20 protein-coding genes and 1 pseudogene are annotated in these 17,250 nt (G+C 66.9%); 14 read left to right on the plus strand and 7 right to left on the minus strand.

Features of this window, described 5'->3' with window-relative positions; translation table 11 throughout:
* Window positions 1-690: 690 nt before the first annotated feature.
* Window positions 691-948 (minus strand): hypothetical protein, encoded by a 258-nt coding sequence (locus Y706_RS0121190; RefSeq protein ID WP_028278149.1) that lies wholly within the window; start codon window positions 946-948, stop codon window positions 691-693.
* 274 nt (window positions 949-1,222) lie between these two features.
* On the opposite strand from Y706_RS0121190, the gene Y706_RS0121195 reads away from it, so the two are divergent.
* Entirely contained in the window at window positions 1,223-1,936 is a 714-nt protein-coding gene (locus Y706_RS0121195; RefSeq protein ID WP_028278150.1) for a TetR/AcrR family transcriptional regulator C-terminal domain-containing protein, read from the plus strand.
* Window positions 1,937-1,970: 34 nt separating this feature from the next.
* On the opposite strand, the gene Y706_RS0121200 is transcribed toward Y706_RS0121195, so the two are convergent.
* The gene (locus Y706_RS0121200; protein ID WP_028278151.1) at window positions 1,971-2,447 is read right to left on the minus strand and encodes a DUF4188 domain-containing protein; all 477 of its coding nucleotides are present in this window, start codon (window positions 2,445-2,447) and stop codon (window positions 1,971-1,973) included.
* A 71-nt stretch (window positions 2,448-2,518) separates the two neighbouring features.
* Here Y706_RS0121200 and Y706_RS0121205 point away from each other — a divergent pair, with 71 nt between their 5' ends.
* A complete protein-coding gene (locus Y706_RS0121205; RefSeq protein ID WP_028278152.1) occupies window positions 2,519-3,136 on the plus strand; it encodes a MerR family transcriptional regulator in 618 nt (205 codons plus the stop codon).
* Here the strand turns inward: Y706_RS0121205 and Y706_RS0121210 are convergent.
* The 3 genes from Y706_RS0121210 to Y706_RS0121220 all read right to left on the minus strand — a co-directional run bounded on the left by Y706_RS0121210 (window position 3,133) and on the right by Y706_RS0121220 (window position 4,863).
* Window positions 3,133-3,618, minus strand: a complete 486-nt coding sequence (locus tag Y706_RS0121210) for a GNAT family N-acetyltransferase (protein ID WP_043436934.1) — start codon at window positions 3,616-3,618, stop codon at window positions 3,133-3,135. The genes Y706_RS0121205 and Y706_RS0121210 overlap by 4 nt on opposite strands.
* A gap of 32 nt (window positions 3,619-3,650) precedes the next feature.
* Window positions 3,651-4,001 carry an ArsR/SmtB family transcription factor gene (locus Y706_RS0121215; RefSeq protein ID WP_028278154.1) on the minus strand — a complete coding sequence of 117 codons (351 nt, stop codon included), beginning with the start codon at window positions 3,999-4,001 and terminating at the stop codon, window positions 3,651-3,653.
* 121 nt (window positions 4,002-4,122) lie between these two features.
* A complete protein-coding gene (locus Y706_RS0121220; RefSeq protein ID WP_028278155.1) occupies window positions 4,123-4,863 on the minus strand; it encodes an aquaporin in 741 nt (246 codons plus the stop codon).
* Between the two features lie 45 nt (window positions 4,864-4,908).
* On the opposite strand from Y706_RS0121220, the gene Y706_RS0121225 reads away from it, so the two are divergent.
* From Y706_RS0121225 to Y706_RS27010, 11 genes and pseudogenes are all read left to right on the plus strand, one after another.
* Window positions 4,909-5,583, plus strand: coding sequence for a metalloregulator ArsR/SmtB family transcription factor (locus tag Y706_RS0121225; RefSeq protein ID WP_028278156.1), 675 nt, complete (start codon window positions 4,909-4,911; stop codon window positions 5,581-5,583).
* 163 nt (window positions 5,584-5,746) lie between these two features.
* Window positions 5,747-6,169 carry an arsenate reductase ArsC gene (locus Y706_RS0121230; protein WP_028278157.1) on the plus strand — a complete coding sequence of 141 codons (423 nt, stop codon included), beginning with the start codon at window positions 5,747-5,749 and terminating at the stop codon, window positions 6,167-6,169.
* Window positions 6,170-6,364: 195 nt separating this feature from the next.
* Window positions 6,365-7,742: pseudogene (locus Y706_RS26995) on the plus strand (NAD(P)-binding protein).
* Complete coding sequence (locus Y706_RS0121240) at window positions 7,739-8,161, plus strand: arsenate-mycothiol transferase ArsC (RefSeq protein WP_028278158.1); 423 nt, start codon at window positions 7,739-7,741, stop codon at window positions 8,159-8,161. Before Y706_RS26995 ends, Y706_RS0121240 begins: the two are co-directional and overlap by 4 nt.
* Before the next feature lie 3 nt (window positions 8,162-8,164).
* Window positions 8,165-9,382, plus strand: a complete 1,218-nt coding sequence (locus Y706_RS0121245; protein ID WP_043436882.1) for an MFS transporter — start codon at window positions 8,165-8,167, stop codon at window positions 9,380-9,382.
* A gap of 93 nt (window positions 9,383-9,475) precedes the next feature.
* Entirely contained in the window at window positions 9,476-10,006 is a 531-nt protein-coding gene (locus tag Y706_RS0121250; protein WP_084476308.1) for a DinB family protein, read from the plus strand.
* A gap of 69 nt (window positions 10,007-10,075) precedes the next feature.
* A complete protein-coding gene (locus Y706_RS27000; protein WP_043436885.1) occupies window positions 10,076-10,453 on the plus strand; it encodes an ArsR/SmtB family transcription factor in 378 nt (125 codons plus the stop codon).
* Window positions 10,450-11,526, plus strand: a complete 1,077-nt coding sequence (locus Y706_RS27005) for a cation diffusion facilitator family transporter (protein ID WP_173403105.1) — start codon at window positions 10,450-10,452, stop codon at window positions 11,524-11,526. The genes Y706_RS27000 and Y706_RS27005 overlap by 4 nt, the downstream gene beginning before the upstream one ends.
* Window positions 11,527-11,640: 114 nt before the next feature.
* Window positions 11,641-12,555: an alpha/beta fold hydrolase gene (locus Y706_RS0121265; RefSeq protein ID WP_043436887.1), complete on the plus strand. Its 915-nt coding sequence runs from the start codon at window positions 11,641-11,643 to the stop codon at window positions 12,553-12,555.
* A gap of 153 nt (window positions 12,556-12,708) precedes the next feature.
* Window positions 12,709-13,314: a PadR family transcriptional regulator gene (locus Y706_RS0121270; protein ID WP_028278162.1), complete on the plus strand. Its 606-nt coding sequence runs from the start codon at window positions 12,709-12,711 to the stop codon at window positions 13,312-13,314.
* A gap of 237 nt (window positions 13,315-13,551) precedes the next feature.
* On the plus strand, window positions 13,552-13,728 hold the full coding sequence (locus Y706_RS27010; RefSeq protein WP_043436889.1) for a CsbD family protein: 177 nt from the start codon (window positions 13,552-13,554) through the stop codon (window positions 13,726-13,728).
* 80 nt (window positions 13,729-13,808) lie between these two features.
* Here the strand turns inward: Y706_RS27010 and Y706_RS0121280 are convergent, their stop codons facing one another.
* Window positions 13,809-14,747: a 5'-3' exonuclease gene (locus Y706_RS0121280; RefSeq protein ID WP_028278163.1), complete on the minus strand. Its 939-nt coding sequence runs from the start codon at window positions 14,745-14,747 to the stop codon at window positions 13,809-13,811.
* A 181-nt stretch (window positions 14,748-14,928) separates the two neighbouring features.
* Complete coding sequence (locus Y706_RS0121285; protein ID WP_028278164.1) at window positions 14,929-16,446, minus strand: CYTH and CHAD domain-containing protein; 1,518 nt, start codon at window positions 16,444-16,446, stop codon at window positions 14,929-14,931.
* Between the two features lie 416 nt (window positions 16,447-16,862).
* On the opposite strand from Y706_RS0121285, the gene Y706_RS27015 reads away from it, so the two are divergent.
* On the plus strand, window positions 16,863-17,250 hold a 388-nt coding region (locus Y706_RS27015; protein WP_253906866.1), incomplete at its 3' end, for an FGGY family carbohydrate kinase.

Genomic DNA, 17,250 nt, shown 5'->3' on the forward strand with positions numbered 1-17,250 from the left:
GTCAGCGGCAGGGCCGTCCGGATCCCCGCCGGTGCGGGCCACATCTGACTTGGTTAGCTGTTGCCGGTGTAGACGAGGCTGTCCGGGTCGACTTCGTTCGCCGGGGCATCCGCGAGTCCCTGAGGGGACAGATCCATGTCCATCAGCGCGGGTCGTTGGTTGTGGGCCGCGGAGGCTCCGGTGGTGGCAGTGCTGTGGTTGGAAACGGTGTGCCCCTAATACTTTGTTGGATACAGGCCCCGGAGGGTGCTGCCTGTCACGGGCGGGGTATTTCCATCTGGAACCCGCACCGGCACCGGAGAACGCGCGTCCGGAGATAGTCGCCCAGAACATCCGGGCTCCCGGCGTGTGTGGAAACCGCCCGGTGGGCACTTCGCCGCTCGGGGTCCACTGCGGACATCGGCTCCTGGCAGTGGCGGTAGGCGTCCTCCCGGTGCATGGCGCCGCCGCTGTTCCCGTTCCGCGCCGGGATGATTGAGAGAAACGCCGCAGTCGTAGCTACCACGTGCGAGCTGCCGCAGTTGGTGCAGCTGATGGCGGCCGCGAGGGTTTCCTGCTGCGGATTCAAGGTGGCGACAGAGTCCAGGAGCAGGTGCCGGTCGGTCTCACATGTCGCACACCAAGGCCGGCGCCCTCGGGGCTGGTGGGCATCCCGGGGCAAGTACGTGCTTGACGTGATTGTCATCCGGGTCAGACCAGGCCCGGGTAGCTGGCCAGGATGTAGTCCGCCGCGGCTGGTCCTTTCATGCGGAGGCCGTTGCGCTTGGGATGGATCTGCTTTTCTTTCATTGCCGCCCAGAAGGCATCTTCCGTGCGGGGCGCGGTCTGGCTCAGGAAGCACCAGCTGGTGTAGAGCCCGTAGAGGCAGTCCCGGCCCAGGGCGTGGTCGGATGCAGGGTCCCGGGTGGTGGCTTCCTGCAGGAATTTGTCGTATTGGGAAGTTGCCATGAGTGGCTCGTTTCTTCGCGGTGCATTTTGTGCCGCCGTGTGGCTACAGCAGCTGAGCGTCAAGGCCATGCACGGGGCGATGAAGCAAGATCCCGCACTGCTGCGTCACCGCAGATCCGGGGATAAAGCGTTACTGGGCTGGCGGTCCACATCCTTCGGAAACCAGCCAATGCAACTTCTCTACAATGTAGACTGTAGGCGTAGACTACACATTAAGCAACCGGCTTTTCATCCCGGAAATGTAACCACTCTGTATCGACCCGAACGGAATACCATGTCGCCCGAAGAGCATCCGGCGCCCCCTGCGGCTCCCGGCAAGAAAGCTCGCCTCAGCCGGGAGATTGTCCTGTCGACGGCACTGGCACTGGTGGACGCCGAAGGACTCGACGCCCTCACCATGCGCAGGCTCGGGCAGGAGCTCGGCCGGGACCCCATGAGCCTGTACCGCTACGCCGCCAACCGCGCAGCCCTGCTGGACGGCGTCTCAGAACTCGTGCTGGATGAACTGGCCATCATTCCCGATGATCCCGACTGGCAGTCGCAGCTCCGGCGCATTGCCCACGACCTGCGGCTCCTGGCGCTCCGGCACCCCAACGTCGTGCCCCTCCTCGTGACCCGCCCCCTGTCAACGCCCCTGGGCCTGCGGCCACTGGGAACATTGCGTCCGCTGGAGCAGATCCTGTCCCTGCTGATCGACGCCGGATTCGCCCCCGTTGACGCATTGCACGTCTACCGCGCCTACTACGGATACCTCTACGGGCACATCCTCAACGAACTGCAGGAATTCGTCGTCGACCCCGAGGAAAACGAGGCCCTTCTCCGGCTGGGCCTGCACCGCCTGCCGCCGAAAGACTTCCCCCGACTCCGCGCCCTCGCCCCGGTCCTCGCCGACTACGACGGGATGGCCGAACTGGATGAGGGGATAACCATCCTGCTCTCGGGGCTCGCGGCCCGCCTCCCGCTGCCGGACTCCCCGACCGAACCCTGATCCGGAATTTCCCCTTGGAAAGGCACCGGGCATCTCAGCCCGGGCTGGACAGCCGGTCCTTCGCCTGATGGCTTCCGGGCCCCACGGGCAGAAGCTCTGTGGCCTGCGCGAGACCTTCGGTAGGCATAGAGACATACATGCTCTCGGCCCTGCTTACCTGGAAGGTCTCATGCCAGATGCCGACAGCTTTTGGGGCCTTCCTTGCCTGGCGGTTGAAGGCAGCCCAGGCGGGTCTGTGCTCGGACTGGGGCGCGCTGGCGTAGGCATACAGCTTGTCCACCGAGTCCCAGTACTGCACAATGACCGGGCCGCCGGCTCCGAGGGCAAACCGGCAACCAAGGAGGCCCGACCCCGGCTCCCGGAAGAGTTCGGTCAGCATCCGGGGCATCGCAAGGAACACCGGCAGCCAGAGATCCGGACGCCAGGGCCTGTTGATGCGCATGCCGATGAGGAAGACCACCAAATCACCGGAATGGCGGTGAGTGAAACGTCCAGCATTGATGCGTGCCATACTTTTCTCCTAACTGGATACCGCTACTCCCCAATATTGGCGAGTGCGACTATCCAAGTCAAGGAGAAACTTTGCGCATCTCACAGCTGGCCGCTGCTACTGAGATTCCGGTGGCCACCATCAAGTACTACCTTCGGGAGAAATTGCTTCATGAGGGCGTACTGACGTCCGCGACGCAGGCCCGCTACGACGACTCGCATGTTCGGCGGCTGAAGCTCATCCGGGCACTCATTGGGACCGCCGGGCTCAGCATCAGCGCCACCCGCCAGGTACTGCTTGGCCTGGAGAACCCGCCGGAGTCACGCCACGACCTGCTCGGAATTGCGCACCACGCGGTCACCCGGACCGCACCCGACGACGTCGACCTCTCCCCGGCACAGCGGCTCCTGGACCGCTGGGGATGGGGCGCAGAGACATGCGACCGCGATACTCAGGCCGCCCTGGTGGACGCCCTGCACGGGCTCGCAGATGCCGGGTTCGATGCGCCGGCCGCGCTCTTGGACCGCTACGCCGCGGCAATGCGGGACATCGCGGCGGCCGACGTCGAAAGTGTCCCCACGGATTCGGCCGAGGCCGCCATGAGGCACGTGGTTCTTGGGACACTCCTGATGGAACCGGTACTCCTGGCCATGCGCCGGCTTGCCCAGCAAAGCGCATCCTTCCAGCGGTTTGGCGAGGCGGAGTCCTAGACGACCGGGGAGCGCCGCTCGATCAGCACCGTATCCCGCCATTGCCCCTCGCTGGGGCCGTAGCTCATGCGGGCAATGCGGTTCCGCCGGCCGACGACGGCAAATCCGTTCGCGAGGTGGAGCTTCAGGCTTGCTTCGTTTTCGGGGAAGACACTGGCCTGGATCGTCCAGATCCCGCACCGTTCGGTCGATGCGGCCAAGGCCTGAAGCAGCGCGGCCCCGACTCCCTTGCCGCGGGCTTCCGCGGCGACGTAGACGGAGTGTTCGACCACGCCGGCATAAACGGGCCGCGCCGACACCGCGGAGACAGCCGCCCAGCCAAGGATCCCGCCCTCGGGAGCCTCGGCGACGAGGCGGTGCGCGGGAAGCCGGGAACTGGTGAAACGTTCCCAGTCCGGCACTTCCGCCTCAAAGGTGGCGTGGCCGGTGGCGATTCCTTCACGGTAGATTCCCCGGACGGCCGGCCAGTCGTCCTCGCGCATGGAGCGGATCGTCACCGCGGACTGTTGCGCGGTCACAGCGTCGCCAGGAGCCCGGCCGTCTGCTCGAGCGCCCCGGGCACCAGGGAGTAGTAGGCCCACGTGCCGCGCTTTTCACGGTGCAGCAGCCCGGCCTCGACCAGGACCTTCAGGTGGTGGGAGACCGTGGGCTGGCCCAGGTCCAGCGGCTCGGTGAGGTCGCAGACGCATGCCTCCCCTGACTCGCCGGCCTTGACGATGGAGAGCAGCCGGAGCCGGTTCGGGTCGGCCAGCGCCTTGAAAACCAGGGCCCTCTGCTGGGCTTCCTCGGCACCCAGGGCAGGGGGCTCTGCCGGGGTGCAGCAGGATTCATCCGTGGCCGGCTCGAGTACAGGCAACAATTTCATGTACCCATTATGCCCTGATATTGATAGACATCAATGTATTGGAGCGGGGGCACGGGTCGGAAGCGTCCCCGGCGCAGATCTGTTTTGGGTAGGGGCGGCATTGTTCGGCCGCCGGCCAAGGCTAGGAGCGGGCCGTTTCGGCACTGCGCGCCAGGACGACGCCGTCCGCGGTGCGGGCCGCGGAGGGGAACAGGATGAGGAGAAGGCCAATTCCTATTGCTGCGCCGATCAGCTGCGCCAGAACGTAGCCGGGAACTGAGGCCGGTGCGATGCCGGCGAAGGTGTCGCTGAAGATGCGGCCCACCGTCACTGCCGGATTCGCGAACGAGGTCGAGGACGTGAACCAGTACGCGGCTCCGATGTAGGCGCCCACCGCCGGCGCGGCAAGGACGCCGCGGGAGGTGGCAGCCAAGGCGAAGATCAGCAGGACCAGCCCCGCAGTGGCGACAACTTCACCCAGGAGATGCCCCGGTGTTGCGCGCTCCTTGGACGAGATGGAGGTGCCCACCTCAAACATGGCGTTCGCGACCATACTGCCGCTGACCGCACCCACGGTCTGGGCAACCACATAGGTGCCCAGCTCCGGCAGGGTCAAGCCGGTACCGGCGCGTCGGCCCAGGATCCAGTCGGCGAGGGATACCACGGGGTTGAAATGCGCGCCGCTCACAGGCCCGAGCATCAGGATCAGCACCGTCAGCCCCAGCACTGTGGCGGTGCTGTTCTGCAGCAGCTGCAGGCCAACGTCACCGGGTGAGAGCTGCTGCGCGGCGATCCCGGAGCCGACGACGATGGCCACGAGCAGGCTGGTGCCGAGCAGTTCAGCGATGGCGCGGCGCCACAGCGGCGGCTGGTTGGAAATCATGGCAACAGCTTGACCGAAAGAATTAGCTCAGTCAAAATTGAACTAATGAATATTGAGACAGCAGAGGGCTTTCGGGCGCGGGTAGCCAAGCACGCAGCCCTCGGCGATCCTGCGCGGCTGCGCATCGTTGATCTGCTGACCCTGGGGGACTTCTCCCCGACGGAGCTGCAGGCCGAGCTGGGGATGCCGTCGAATCTGCTGTCCCACCATCTGCGCACGCTGGAAGATGCCGGACTGGCAACCCGGCACCGCTCCGAAGCCGACGGGCGCCGCAGCTATATCCGGCTTGCTGCCGGCGCTCTGGAGGGCCTGGTGCCGGGGGCCGAACACGGGGCGCGCCGCGTCCTGTTTGTCTGCACACGGAACAGCGCCAGGTCCCAGCTGGCCGCCGCTCTCTGGCAGCAGGTCAGTGAAATTCCCTCGACATCGGCGGGAACGCACCCCGCAGACCGCATCGCCCAAGGCGCTATCGACGTCGCCCGCCGTCATGGCCTGGACCTTGCGGACCTTCCCCCGCGCACCCTGATCCAGGTGGCAGACCAGGGCGACTTCATCGTGACCGTCTGCGACAAGGCCCACGAGGAACTGCCCGGACTGGGTGGAATCCACTGGTCCGTGCCGGACCCGCTGCGCCCGGGCACCAAAGAAGCTTTCGACATGGCGTTCAACGACATCACCCGCCGCATCAATGACCTTGCACCCCGCGTAACCGCCGTCTAGGTCCGTCGCAGAAATCCACCGACAGCAAATATTGACATTCATCAATCTATAGCCCGATACTCTCTATATCGATCATCATCAATGTTCGGTTGAGAGTTTCAAGCCGGGCGCAAGACTCCAGACTGTATCGCCCACTCACCTCATTGATTCCAGGAGAAACCCCGTGAGCACCGAAACCGCCAAGAAGCCGTCCGTCCTGTTCGTTTGCGTCCACAACGCCGGCCGTTCCCAGATGGCCGCAGCCTTCCTGACCACCCTCGGTGAGGGGCGGATCGAGGTCCGTTCCGCCGGCTCCCAGCCCGCCGACAAGGTCAACCCGGCCGCGGTCGAGGCCATGGCCGAACTCGGCATCGACATGTCCGCCGAAATCCCCAAGATCCTCACCACCGAGGCCGTGCAGGAATCCGACGTCGTGATCACGATGGGCTGCGGCGACGAATGCCCCTACTTCCCCGGCAAGCGCTACGAAGACTGGGTCCTGGAGGATCCGGCAGGCCAGGGCGTGGAAGCCGTACGCCCGATCCGCGACGAGATCAAGGGCCGCATCGAGGACCTGATCGAGTCCCTGACCCCTGCCGCCAAGTAAGGGGCAGCACCACACGTCTGACAGAGGACGGAGAGGGGGTGAGCTGAATGAACACCGGATGCTGCAGCGACGGATGCTGCGACGACGAGGACCAGGACTGCTGCTAACCCAACCCCGGCGCCTGCCGGCCCAACCCCGGCCGGCAGGGCCAACCGAAAACAACCGCAACACCACAACGGATGAAAGAGGACACCAATGGATTCAGCGAAGAACCTTCCCGTTGCCGTGATCGGCGCCGGCCCCGTGGGCCTGGCCGCCGCGGCCCACCTGATCGAACGCGGACTCGAACCGCTGATCTTCGAAGCAGGCCCCTCCGCCGGCGCCGCGATCGAGCAGTGGCGCCACATCCGGCTGTTCTCCCCGTGGCGGTTCAACATCGATGCCGCCGCCGTTCGCCTGCTCGAAGCCGCCGGCTGGGAGGCGCCCCGGCCCACCGCGCTGCCCTACGGCGGGGAACTCATCGATCGGTACCTGGCCCCGCTGGCCGCGCTCCCGGTCATCAGCTCCCGGCTGCAGACCGGCGCCAGAGTCATCGCCGTCACCCGCACAGGCATGGACAAGACCCACACCCGTAACCGCGAGATCACACCGTTCGTCGTCCGCGTCCAGCACCAGGACGGGGAAACCCGCGACCACACCGTGGCCGGGGTCATTGACGCCTCCGGAACCTGGTCCACCCGCAACCCGCTGGGGACCTCCGGGCTTCCCGCCATCGGCGAGGACTCCGCCGCAGACCGGATCTCCTCGCCGCTCCCTGACGTCACGGGCCGTGACCGTGGCGCTTTCGCCGGACGCCGTGTCCTGGTCGTCGGCGCCGGCCACTCCGCCGCCAACACCCTGATCAGCCTCGCGGACCTGGCCAAGGACGAACCGGGCACCCGGATCCTCTGGGCAGTCCGCGGCGCGTCCGCGGAGAAAGTCTACGGCGGCGGCGACGCCGACGGGCTGCCCGCCCGCGGCCAGCTCGGTGCCCGCCTGCGCCGCCTCGTCGAGGCCGGGACCATCGAACTGCATACCGGCTTCGGCATTGCTTCCCTCAAAGCCCTGGATTCCGGCGTGACCGTGGAATCCGTTGACGGACGCACCCTCGAGGCCGACGTCGTCGTCCCCTGACCCGGCCGTCGAAGCACCCGTGGAGCTCGGCCCGCTCATCGACCCGGAGTTCCACTCCTGCGGCACTGTTGCACCGCACGGCGCCAAGCTCCTGGCCCACCCGGACAAGGACTTCTACATCGTCGGCATGAAGTCCTACGGCCGTGCGCCAACCTTCCTGCTCGCCACCGGCTACGAACAGGTCCGCTCCGTCGCCGCCGCCCTGGCCGGCGACCGCGAGGCCGCGGACACCGTCCAGCTCGAACTCCCCGAAACCGGTGTCTGCTCCTCCGACGCTGGCACCAGCTGCGACGTTCCGGCGGCCGTCGCCGTCGCATCAGAGTCCTCTTGCTGCGCCGCTCCCGAGCCGGTGCTCGTCGGCTTCCCCACCGGACTGTTCCACGGACGCTCCGGCGAAGATCAACCGGCAGTATCACTGCTCCACGAACCCAGCCCAGAGAAGGAAGAATCAAACGCATGACCGAGACCACGAAAACGCCCAGCGTCCTGTTCGTCTGCAGCAAGAATGGCGGAAAGTCCCAGCTCGCCGCAGGTTTGATGAACCATCTCGCCGATGGGAGCGTCACGGTGCACTCCGCCGGGACCAAGCCCGGTCAGTCGCTGAACCCCCAGGCCGTGGAGTCTCTGAATGAACTCGGCATCGGCATCACCGGCGAATACCCCAAGCCCGTCACCGACGAGGTCCTGGACACGGCCGACGTCGTCATCGTCTTGGGCAACCTGGCTAAGGTCGAGCCCCGCGAGGGCCAGCGGCTCGAGTTCTGGGATACGGACGAGCCCTCCGAACGCGGCATCGAAGGCATGGAACGCATGCGCCTGGTCCGGGACGACATCAAGGCCCGGGTACGGAAACTGCATGCGGAGCTGACCGGGGACTAGGCCATGCCCGCCCCGGCGTTGTCCCGGACAGTGGTCGCGGAGGGTGCACCGCGCGGCGGCCTGGCCGCGCTGTGTATCACCCAGACGACCGGGTGGGGCGTGCTCTACTACTCGTTGATCGCGGCGGTCCGGCCCATCAGCGAGGACACCGGCTGGGACCCGGCGCTAGTGACGGGAGCCTTTTCCGCCGGCCTGCTGGTCTCCGCGGCGGCCGGGATCGCCGTCGGCAGGAGGCTGGACAGGACCGGGCCGCGTGCGCTGATGATCGGCGGATCCCTGCTCGGAGTGCTGGCCCTGGCCGCGGTGGGACTGGCCCCTAATCTGCCAGCGTTCTTTGCGGCCTGGCTCGTCGCCGGGACCGCACAGGCCACGGTGCTGTACCAGCCGGCCTTCACGGTGATCAGCCGCTGGTACGGACGCGCCCGGGTACGGCCCCTGACTGTCCTGACCCTTGTCGCCGGGTTCGCATCCACCATTTTCGCCCCGCTCACCGCAGCCCTGATATCCGCGTTCGGCTGGCGCGGCGCCTTCCTCATCCTCGCCGGGATCATGGGAATCATCTCCGTGCCGCTGCACGCCCGGTACCTGAACCGGAACTGGGCCCCGGCTGCCCCCGGAATCCCCGCCCCGGACCACCAGGTGATGGTGCGGGCCGTGCGGCGAAGCCCGGAATTCCTGGGTCTGCAGGCGCTGATGGTCCTGCTCTGCCTCGGGCTCTACACCGTGACGCTGAACATCATTCCGCTGCTCGTAGAGAAAGGCGCCGACTATGCCACGGCCGCGCTCGGGCTCGCTCTTGTGGGCGCCGGTCAGGTCGGCGGCCGGCTGCTGTTCGCAGCCATCCCGTCCGGCGCCCGGCTGCAGGTCATCGCCGGCACGGCGGCCTGCGCCGTCTTCCTGCTCGCGGCACTGCCCGGCCCGATGCCGGCGCTGATCGCGGCGGGTATGCTCGCCGGCGCGGTCCGCGGGTGCCAGACACTGCTGCAGGCCACCATCATGGCTGACCGCTGGGGAACCCAGAATCTTGGCACTTTGCAGGGACTGTTCGCGGCACCGCTCACAGCTGTCACGGCCGTCGCCCCGGCGGCGGGACCCGTGCTGGCCGCCTGGCTCGGGACATACACGAGCATGGCGTACGCCATGACCGCTGCAGCCGCCACGGCCGCCATCCTCGCCGCTGCCGGAGGCATTCGGAGGCTCAGGCCCTCGAGGATCGGCTGAGAGATCCTCCGCCCCTGCGGCTGATCGACGCGGGACATAATGAAGGCACGACTGAAGGCGTGAGACTGCGAAGGGCACATTGTGGAGCCGACGATGGACGAAATCCTGACCGGGTACAGCCGCGCCCGCCGCCACCTCGACGCCCTGCTGCAGGACGCGGCGCCCAAGGACCTCGGCCGCAAAAGTACGGGCACCCGCTGGACCAACGAGGAACTGCTCTTCCACATGGTCTTCGGCTACATGGTGGTCCGCGCCCTGCTTCCGCTGGTCCACGTCGTCAGCCGGCTCCCCCGCCCGGCGGGCCGGGCATTCGCTGCTGTCCTCAACGCGGGCACCGGTCCTTTTGATGTGGTGAACTACTGGGGTTCCCGGGCCGCCGCCCGCGTCTACAACAGGCGCAGGATGAGCCGGAAACTGGATAGAACCATCGCCGCGCTCTCCCTCCGGCTCGAACACGAGAACCCGCAGACCCTTGCCAGGTCAATGCCGTTTCCTGACAGGAGGGACCCCTTCTTCACGCCGCTGATGACACTCAGCGATGTCTACGCCTACCCCACGCTTCATTTCGACTTCCACGCCAAGCAGCTGAGCCTTCGGAATCCGGACGCACCGGAATCGTCCTGATGGCCACTAACGGTATCCCGTTGAGTCGGCCGTCTTGAGTGGAGCGTGGTTATATGTAAGTATCTGCGTATGAATGCAGATAACGAGGCTGGCACGCTCACCGCGGACAGCCAGTACGTCGAGCTGGCCGTGGAGGTGTTTGCCATGCTGGCTGACGCCACCCGGGTCAGGCTCATCCTGGCCCTGCGCCACGGTGAACTGCCCGTCAACGTACTGGCCGAAAAGGCCGGGAAATCGGCGGCCGCGGTCTCCCAGCATTTGGCCAAGATGCGGCTGGCGCGCATGGTCGCCACCCGCCAGGAAGGCACTAAGGTCTACTACCGCCTGCAGGACGGGCACGCCTGGCAGCTCGTGGCCGACGCCATCCACCAGGCCGAACACACCCTCGGCACGGCCCCGCATCACAGCACAGCCCCGCACAGCCCCACAAGGGAGACCAGCGCATGAACCGGCCAATGCATCCCGGCCACGACGTCCACCCGCACACGCACGGACATGCTCACGACGACGCCCATCACCACGACCACGGCCCGCACGGCCATGTCCACGCGACCGGGTTCAAGGGCTGGCTGCAGGAGCTCTTCGTGCCCCACTCCCATGACTCGGCCGACTCAATCGACTCCGTCCTGGAGACAAGTTCCCAGGGCATTCGCGCCGTCAAGGTCTCCCTGCTCGGACTGGGGGCCACGTCGCTGTTCCAGCTGGTCATCGTCCTCATCAGCGGCTCCGTGGCACTGCTGGCGGACACGGTCCACAATTTTTCCGATGCCCTGACCGCCGTTCCGCTGTGGATCGCCTTTCTGCTCGGACGCCGCCGCGCGACCCGGACGTACACCTACGGATTCGGCCGCGCCGAGGACCTCGCAGGGCTGTTCATTGTTGCGATGATCGCGCTCTCCGCCGTGGTGGCCGCCGTCGAATCCATCCGGCGTTTCTTTGAACCCCAACCCGTCCAGAACCTGGGCTGGGTGCTCGCCGCCGGGCTCGTGAGCTTTGCCGGCAACGAACTAGTCGCGATCTACAGGATCCGCGTGGGACGGCGGATCGGGTCCGCCGCGCTCGTCGCCGATGGCATTCATGCCCGCACCGACGGCTTCACCTCGCTGGCCGTCGTCGCCGGAGTCATCGGCATATGGCTCGGATTTCCGCTTGCAGATCCGATCGTGGGCCTGCTCATCTCCGCAGCCATCGCCGTACTCCTCTGGGGAACCATTCGCGACATCGGGCGCAGGCTGATGGACGGCGTGGACCCGAACCTTACGGAACGCCTGGCGGCGGTTGTCACTGCCCACGCCCCCGCGGGCGCAACATCCCGGCTGCGCTGGTCCGGCCACCGGCTTCACGTCGAGGTCTCCATCCCCCTGACCACGATCACCGACGTGGGCGAACTTGCCACACTCCACGACGAAATCGACCACGCCACCCGCCGCGCACTCCCGAACGTGGGCTCCGTGACAACGGTGCCCACGTTCGGCCCGGCCGCGACGGCCGGACCACCGCCTCCCCCGAGCCACGGATAACGGCGGCCTCGGAGGCCCTGATCCGCACCGGCCTCCACCGCCTCGAGCCTCGCGTCCGGTCCTGCACCCCCGCCGCTCCGAATCACCATCAAAGACCACGAACAGAAGGTGACCATGGGTGTTCAGCAGGAAACCGCAAGTACGGGGGCTGCCACGCTGCGGCGGCGCACCCTTCCCACGGAACTGGGCCCCTGCACGGTGCATGTCCAGGAAGGCGCCGGGGGCCCGCACGCCGTATCCGGGACGGCGGATGTCTACCTCCACGGCGCCGCGGGCTCCTGGACGTCCTTCCGGGAGCTGCTTCACCCGGCAGCGGCGCATGACCGGGTGCTGATAGACCTGCCGGGCTGGGGCGAGTCCACGCAGGACGCCCGGATGGCGCATTTGAGCATCGAAGCGATGGCACGCGCCGTCACCGGTACTTTGACCTCGCTCGGCTACCGGCGGTGGAACCTGGTGGGCCACTCCATGGGAGGCTTCCTGGCATTGCACATCGCCGCGGCGTGGCCCGGGCGGACCGCCAGCGTGACCGCGATTTCGGCGACCACCTTCGGCGTGTCCGAAGCGGCCGGCAAGCCACTGCGCAGCCTGTTCCGGTTCCCGATGTTTCTGGGCATGCTGCTGGCCATGCGCGCCGCGGCAACCCTCGGCCCGGCAGGGCCCGCGCTGGTCCGTGCAATCGGGTCCACCGCCGTGATGCGGCCGCTGTTGTCCCCGTTTTTCGCAGAACCCGCATCCATCTCCGCGGGGGTGCTTCGAGGGCTTGGCGAGGACGCCCGGCCGGCCTGTTTCTCCGCGGCAGCCCGGGCCGCGGCGCACTACGATTTTGGCCAGTGGCGGGGCATTCTGTGTCCGGTGCTGGCGATCCGCGGGGACAGCGATGTGTTCACACCACCCTCTGACCTGCTCCGACTGGCCGAGATAATCCCACGCGTCCAGACGGTGACACTCCCGCATTGCGGCCACTTCGCGAACATCGAACGGCCCGAGCATGTGCAACGGCTGCTCGATGACCTGCTGTATCCGTGACCTGTACGGCGGCGGCTGGCAGCGTCCGCGAGTCAGCGGACGCCGGGGTAAATCGACTCTTGACCGCCGATACTCACCGATATATCGTTAATTATCGCCGAACAATCGGCGACCATCATTGATCACAACTGATTGAGAAAGGTCGATGCCGCTATGAAAGGCATGCATGACGACAAATTCACAGAAGGTGGACCCGCCCAGGCACGCTTCGGGCGCGGCAGGAGCCGCCGCGGACCCCACGGACACGGTGGTTTCGGCCCGGGCCGAGGGTTTGGGCCGGGCTTCGGACCGGGCTTCGGACCGGGTTTCGGCCCCGGCGGGTCGCGGCGGGCCAGCAGGGGCGATGTTCGCTCGGCGATTCTCTCCCTCTTGGCCGAATCACCATCCAACGGCTACGGGCTGATCAAGACCATTGCGGAAAAAACCTCGGGCGCCTGGCGTCCGAGCCCGGGGTCCGTCTACCCGACGCTCCAGCAGCTCGTTGATGAAGAGCTCATTGCGCCCGTAGGTGATGGCCGGCGCACCGAGTTCACCCTCACCGATGCGGGCAAGGCCTACGTGGCCGATCACGCCGAGGAGCTGGGGAACGCCTGGAACACCGACCCGGAGGGATCGGGGCCGGCGTTTCACCAAAGCGTCGTAAAACTCATGGGAGTCATCCACCAATTCCGCTTCTCGGCAACCGAGGAACAACGCAATGCCGCAATGACGGTAATCGATGACACCCGCCGCGCGCTCTACCGCATTCTTGCCGACTAACACCGCCGCTTCGGCTGGCGTACTGCCACCGCTGCCAAGGGTCCCTGCCCGAATAACTTCGGCTGGCGGCATTTGTATTCTGGAACCGTGACCGCCTGACCTGGATTGTTGTCCCGGAGCCGGGAATGGCCCGGACCGCACCAAATGGCCCCCGCTTTCCACGGTTCCGTCCCTACAATTAAGTGTGGCCTCCATGGCATTCACGTCGCGGGGGCGACATAACTAAGGAGGTTCATCATGGGCCTGGGTGACAAGATCCACAATGCCGCCGAGAAACTCCACGGCAAAGGCAAAGAGGCGGCCGGCAAAGCCACCGGCGACGACAAGATGGAGGCCGAGGGCAAAAGCCATCAGGTCAAGGCAGACCTGAAGCAGGCCGGCGAAAAGGTCAAGGACGCCTTCAAGAAACACTGAAAGCAGGCCGGCGGCGGGCGGAGGTGCGGTCCTGATCGCACCTCCGCCCCGGCATTTGCCCACACGCCCCGGAGACTTCCCTAACGACGCAGGTCGAATGCCTCAAGGAGCCGGCCGACCGAACCGCCGAGGTTCCATTCTGTGGCGAGACGCTCAAGCTCGGCCCGCGAACCGCCGGAGACAGGGTGCAGCCGCGCGCCTGCCTCCTCGAGCGTCGGCAGTTCCAGGTCCCTCACGATCTTCACGACGGTGGGCGCGACCGTGAGGTAGTCCGCCGCCGCGGCGAGTTTCGACCGCACTGCGGTGGACAGCCCGCTCCCTGCATCCGCGGCAGCCGCGAGCAGCGCATCGAGCGTGCCGTACTCACCGAGCAGCGACGCGGCAGTCTTCTCGCCGATGCCGGCGACGCCTGGCAGCCCGTCGGAGGTGTCGCCGCGCAGGGTCGCGTAGTCGGCATACTGCACGGGCAGCACACGGTACTTGCCGACGACGTCGGCGTCGGTCAGGACTTCGAGGTTCCTCATGCCGCGCGCGGTGTAGACCACCCGCACCTGACGGGCGTCGTCGACAATCTGGAAGAGGTCGCGGTCGCCGGTCACCACGTCGACCGGAAGCTCGGCGTGGCTGGCGTAGGTGCCGATGACGTCGTCGGCCTCGTAGTCGGCGGCCCCGACGACGGCGATGCCGGCGAGCTCGAGCACGCGGCGGATCATCGGAATCTGCGCCTCGAGCGCGTCCGGCACCACCTCCACATCGGGGGCGCCTGCCACCTCCTCGGCAACCCGATGCGACTTGTAGCTCGGGATGAGGTCCACCCGCCACTGCGGGCGCCAATCGTCGTCCCAGCACGCGACGAGATGCGTCGCACCGTAGTCGGTGGTGAGCCGTGCGATCATGTCGAGCAGCCCGCGAACAGCGTTCACCGGGGTGCCGTCGGCGCGGCGGATCGTATCGGGCACGCCGTAGAACGCGCGAAAGTACAGCGACGCGGTGTCGAGGAGCATCAGGCGGTCGGTCATGACTGATCCTGACACGGATGCGCCCGCTGGCGGTGGAACGTCACGGTCCAACTTCGGAGGGGGCACAAAGTAATGCTGGCGTCGCTGGGGTCCCCCGGGCACTGGGCATGGACGAACACGGCCGCGAGGTCCTCAGCTTCATCGACGGCGATGCAGCACCCGACGCTCGACGCGTCCAGGATCAGGGTCGCAGCCGCAAGCGGCGAAGCTTCTTCCCTGCCTTGCGGGCTTTGTTCTCCGTCTTCCGGGCAATGCGTTCTTCCATCTCCAGCAAACCCTCGAAGCCGAGGTCGGCATCGGCGGGCCGGTCCGGGGTGGCCCCGAGTCTGCGCAGGAGGTCGGTCGCCATGACGCTGTCCTGATGGTCGCCGAGTACTGTCTGGAGCCGTCCGGCCGCTTTGGTGAGTTTGGCGGCGCGCTTGCCGTGGATCTCCAGGACCGACTCACCCGCGTGGCGGAGGCGCTTGGCGTCTTTTCGGACCTCGTGCAGCGCTGTGTCGCGCGCGGCCCTGTCGGCCGAGCCTTTGACGGCCTTCCGGGCACGCTCCACCCGCTTCGCGGCCTTGTTGACCAGCTTGGCCGTCACCTTGCGCGCGGGCCGGAAGGCGCGTGGCTTGGCAGGCGGGTTGTCCCGGAAGTCCTCCAGGGAGCCCAGGAGACGGAAGTAGCGGCCAGTCCGGAGGGTCTCCAGGACGTTTCTGTAGCCCGCGTCGTGGGCTGCGACCAGCTCCTGATCGATCATCTGGGCCAAGAGGCCGGACCTCTGCTCTTCCGGGAGCTCCAGGATGTGCTGGCGAAGCCGCTCCAGCATGACTTCGGCATCGCGGGCCGGCCCCAGGATCTGGCCCAGCCACTTCAGTTCAGCCTGGAGTTCCCACACCGCTGAGCGGTTGAAGAGTTTGCGGTAGGTGGCCAGGGCGGAGCGCGCCCGGCGGGTCGCGGACCGCATCTTGTGGACGGCATCCGGCGTGCCCATCCGCACACCCGGATCATTGGCGATGAAGTCGCCAATCCGCGCGTCTAAATAGGCGGTCACGACGTCGACTGCCGGTCCCTTCTTCCGGGGCTTTGGAGTCCGGGGACTGAACTCGGCCGGCCAGGCATCGCCCAGGGCACGGGCGATCTTGGAAGGAAAAGCGGAGTGGCCGGCTCCGGTAGACGTCAGAGTTGCGGCTGCAGCCTCAAAGAGCTCCGCTGTGCCGTGGACGAGTTCGAGCTCCCATTCACGCCAGTCGACGGCCGGCCCCTGCGGCCGCAGGGCCTCGGCATGAACGTGGTCGTCGGCGAAGTCGGCCAAATGCTCACCGCCCGGCCCGTAAAGCCGGTAGGTGGTGCGCCGCGTACTCAGCCGGGCGACGGGCTCGAGTTCGTCGCCCCGGATGAGGACCTGCAGATGGTCGGACAGTTCTTCCGGAACGGTCTCCGGCTGCCCCAGCGGCGCATGGATCTCCTCCCGCTGGTCGGCCCCGGCGGGAAGCTTGAGGTGCCAGCCCTCGTCCGCCCCGCCCGTGCGGCGCCGCAGGGTAATGCGCCGCGCCGCGAGGACCAGGGCCGGGGTATCGAAGTACACAGCCTCAAGCTGATCCGTCACAGGCTCCGCGACGTGGTCCACACCTTCGATTTCCTGCAGATCCGGCAGCGCCGCAGAGGTCCCGGCGTCGTACTTTTGTTCCGTTTCAAGTTTTCCCGTGGTGTCCATAGCGGTCAGGACCCCCCACCGGACGCGCGTTCCCGCGGCAGCGAACTGTTGGGCCTGTTGATGACCGCCATGGCGGGCCTCCCCTATCGGCACCGCTGGAACATGGACGTGATCTCCGGCGGGCGTGTCCGGCCGGTGCCTTGGCCCGGTGCGCCTAGCCCGATTCTAGGCTCTGCGCGAATCGGCGACCAGACCGCGGCCGGCCCTTGACAACGTCCGTGACGGCTGCACCCGGGCCAGCGGCTCGTGACGCCAGTGAGGCCGGGGACCTCGACGGGGGTGCCCGTGCCGGAAGGACATCGGAGGGGGTTGACGACCGGGAGCCGCACCCGTAATCTAGTTATTAGACGTCTGACGACTTACGCAGATGGTGATGGCTTCGGGGGAAGGCCACTGGGATACAAAGGAGTATTTCATTGGGATATGTAATTGGCTGTGATCTTGGCTCGCAGAGCGCGAAGGCGGTGCTGATGTCGCCGGAGGGCGTGATCGTCGCGACCGCAAGCAGCGGGTATGCGATGGCGCACCCGCACAGCGGCTGGGCAGAGCAGGATCCGGCGCACTACCGGCACGGGATTGCCTCCAGCGTCCGGGCCGTGCTGGCCCGGACCGGCGTGAAGCCGGCCGAGGTGACCCATATCGGGCTCTCGAGCCAGGTGGACGGCGTCGTGCCGGTGGACGCCGACATGCGCCCGCTGCGGCCGGCCATTATCTGGCTGGACCGGCGCGCCACCGAACAGGTTGCCCGGCTCGGGAACGCGATCGATCCGGACTGGCTGTTCGCCCGGACGGGGCTGAACCTGG

Origin of the sequence: Arthrobacter sp. I3 (genome assembly GCF_000520575.1) — a bacterium.
GTDB classification, from domain to species: Bacteria; Actinomycetota; Actinomycetes; order Actinomycetales; family Micrococcaceae; genus Arthrobacter; species Arthrobacter humicola_A.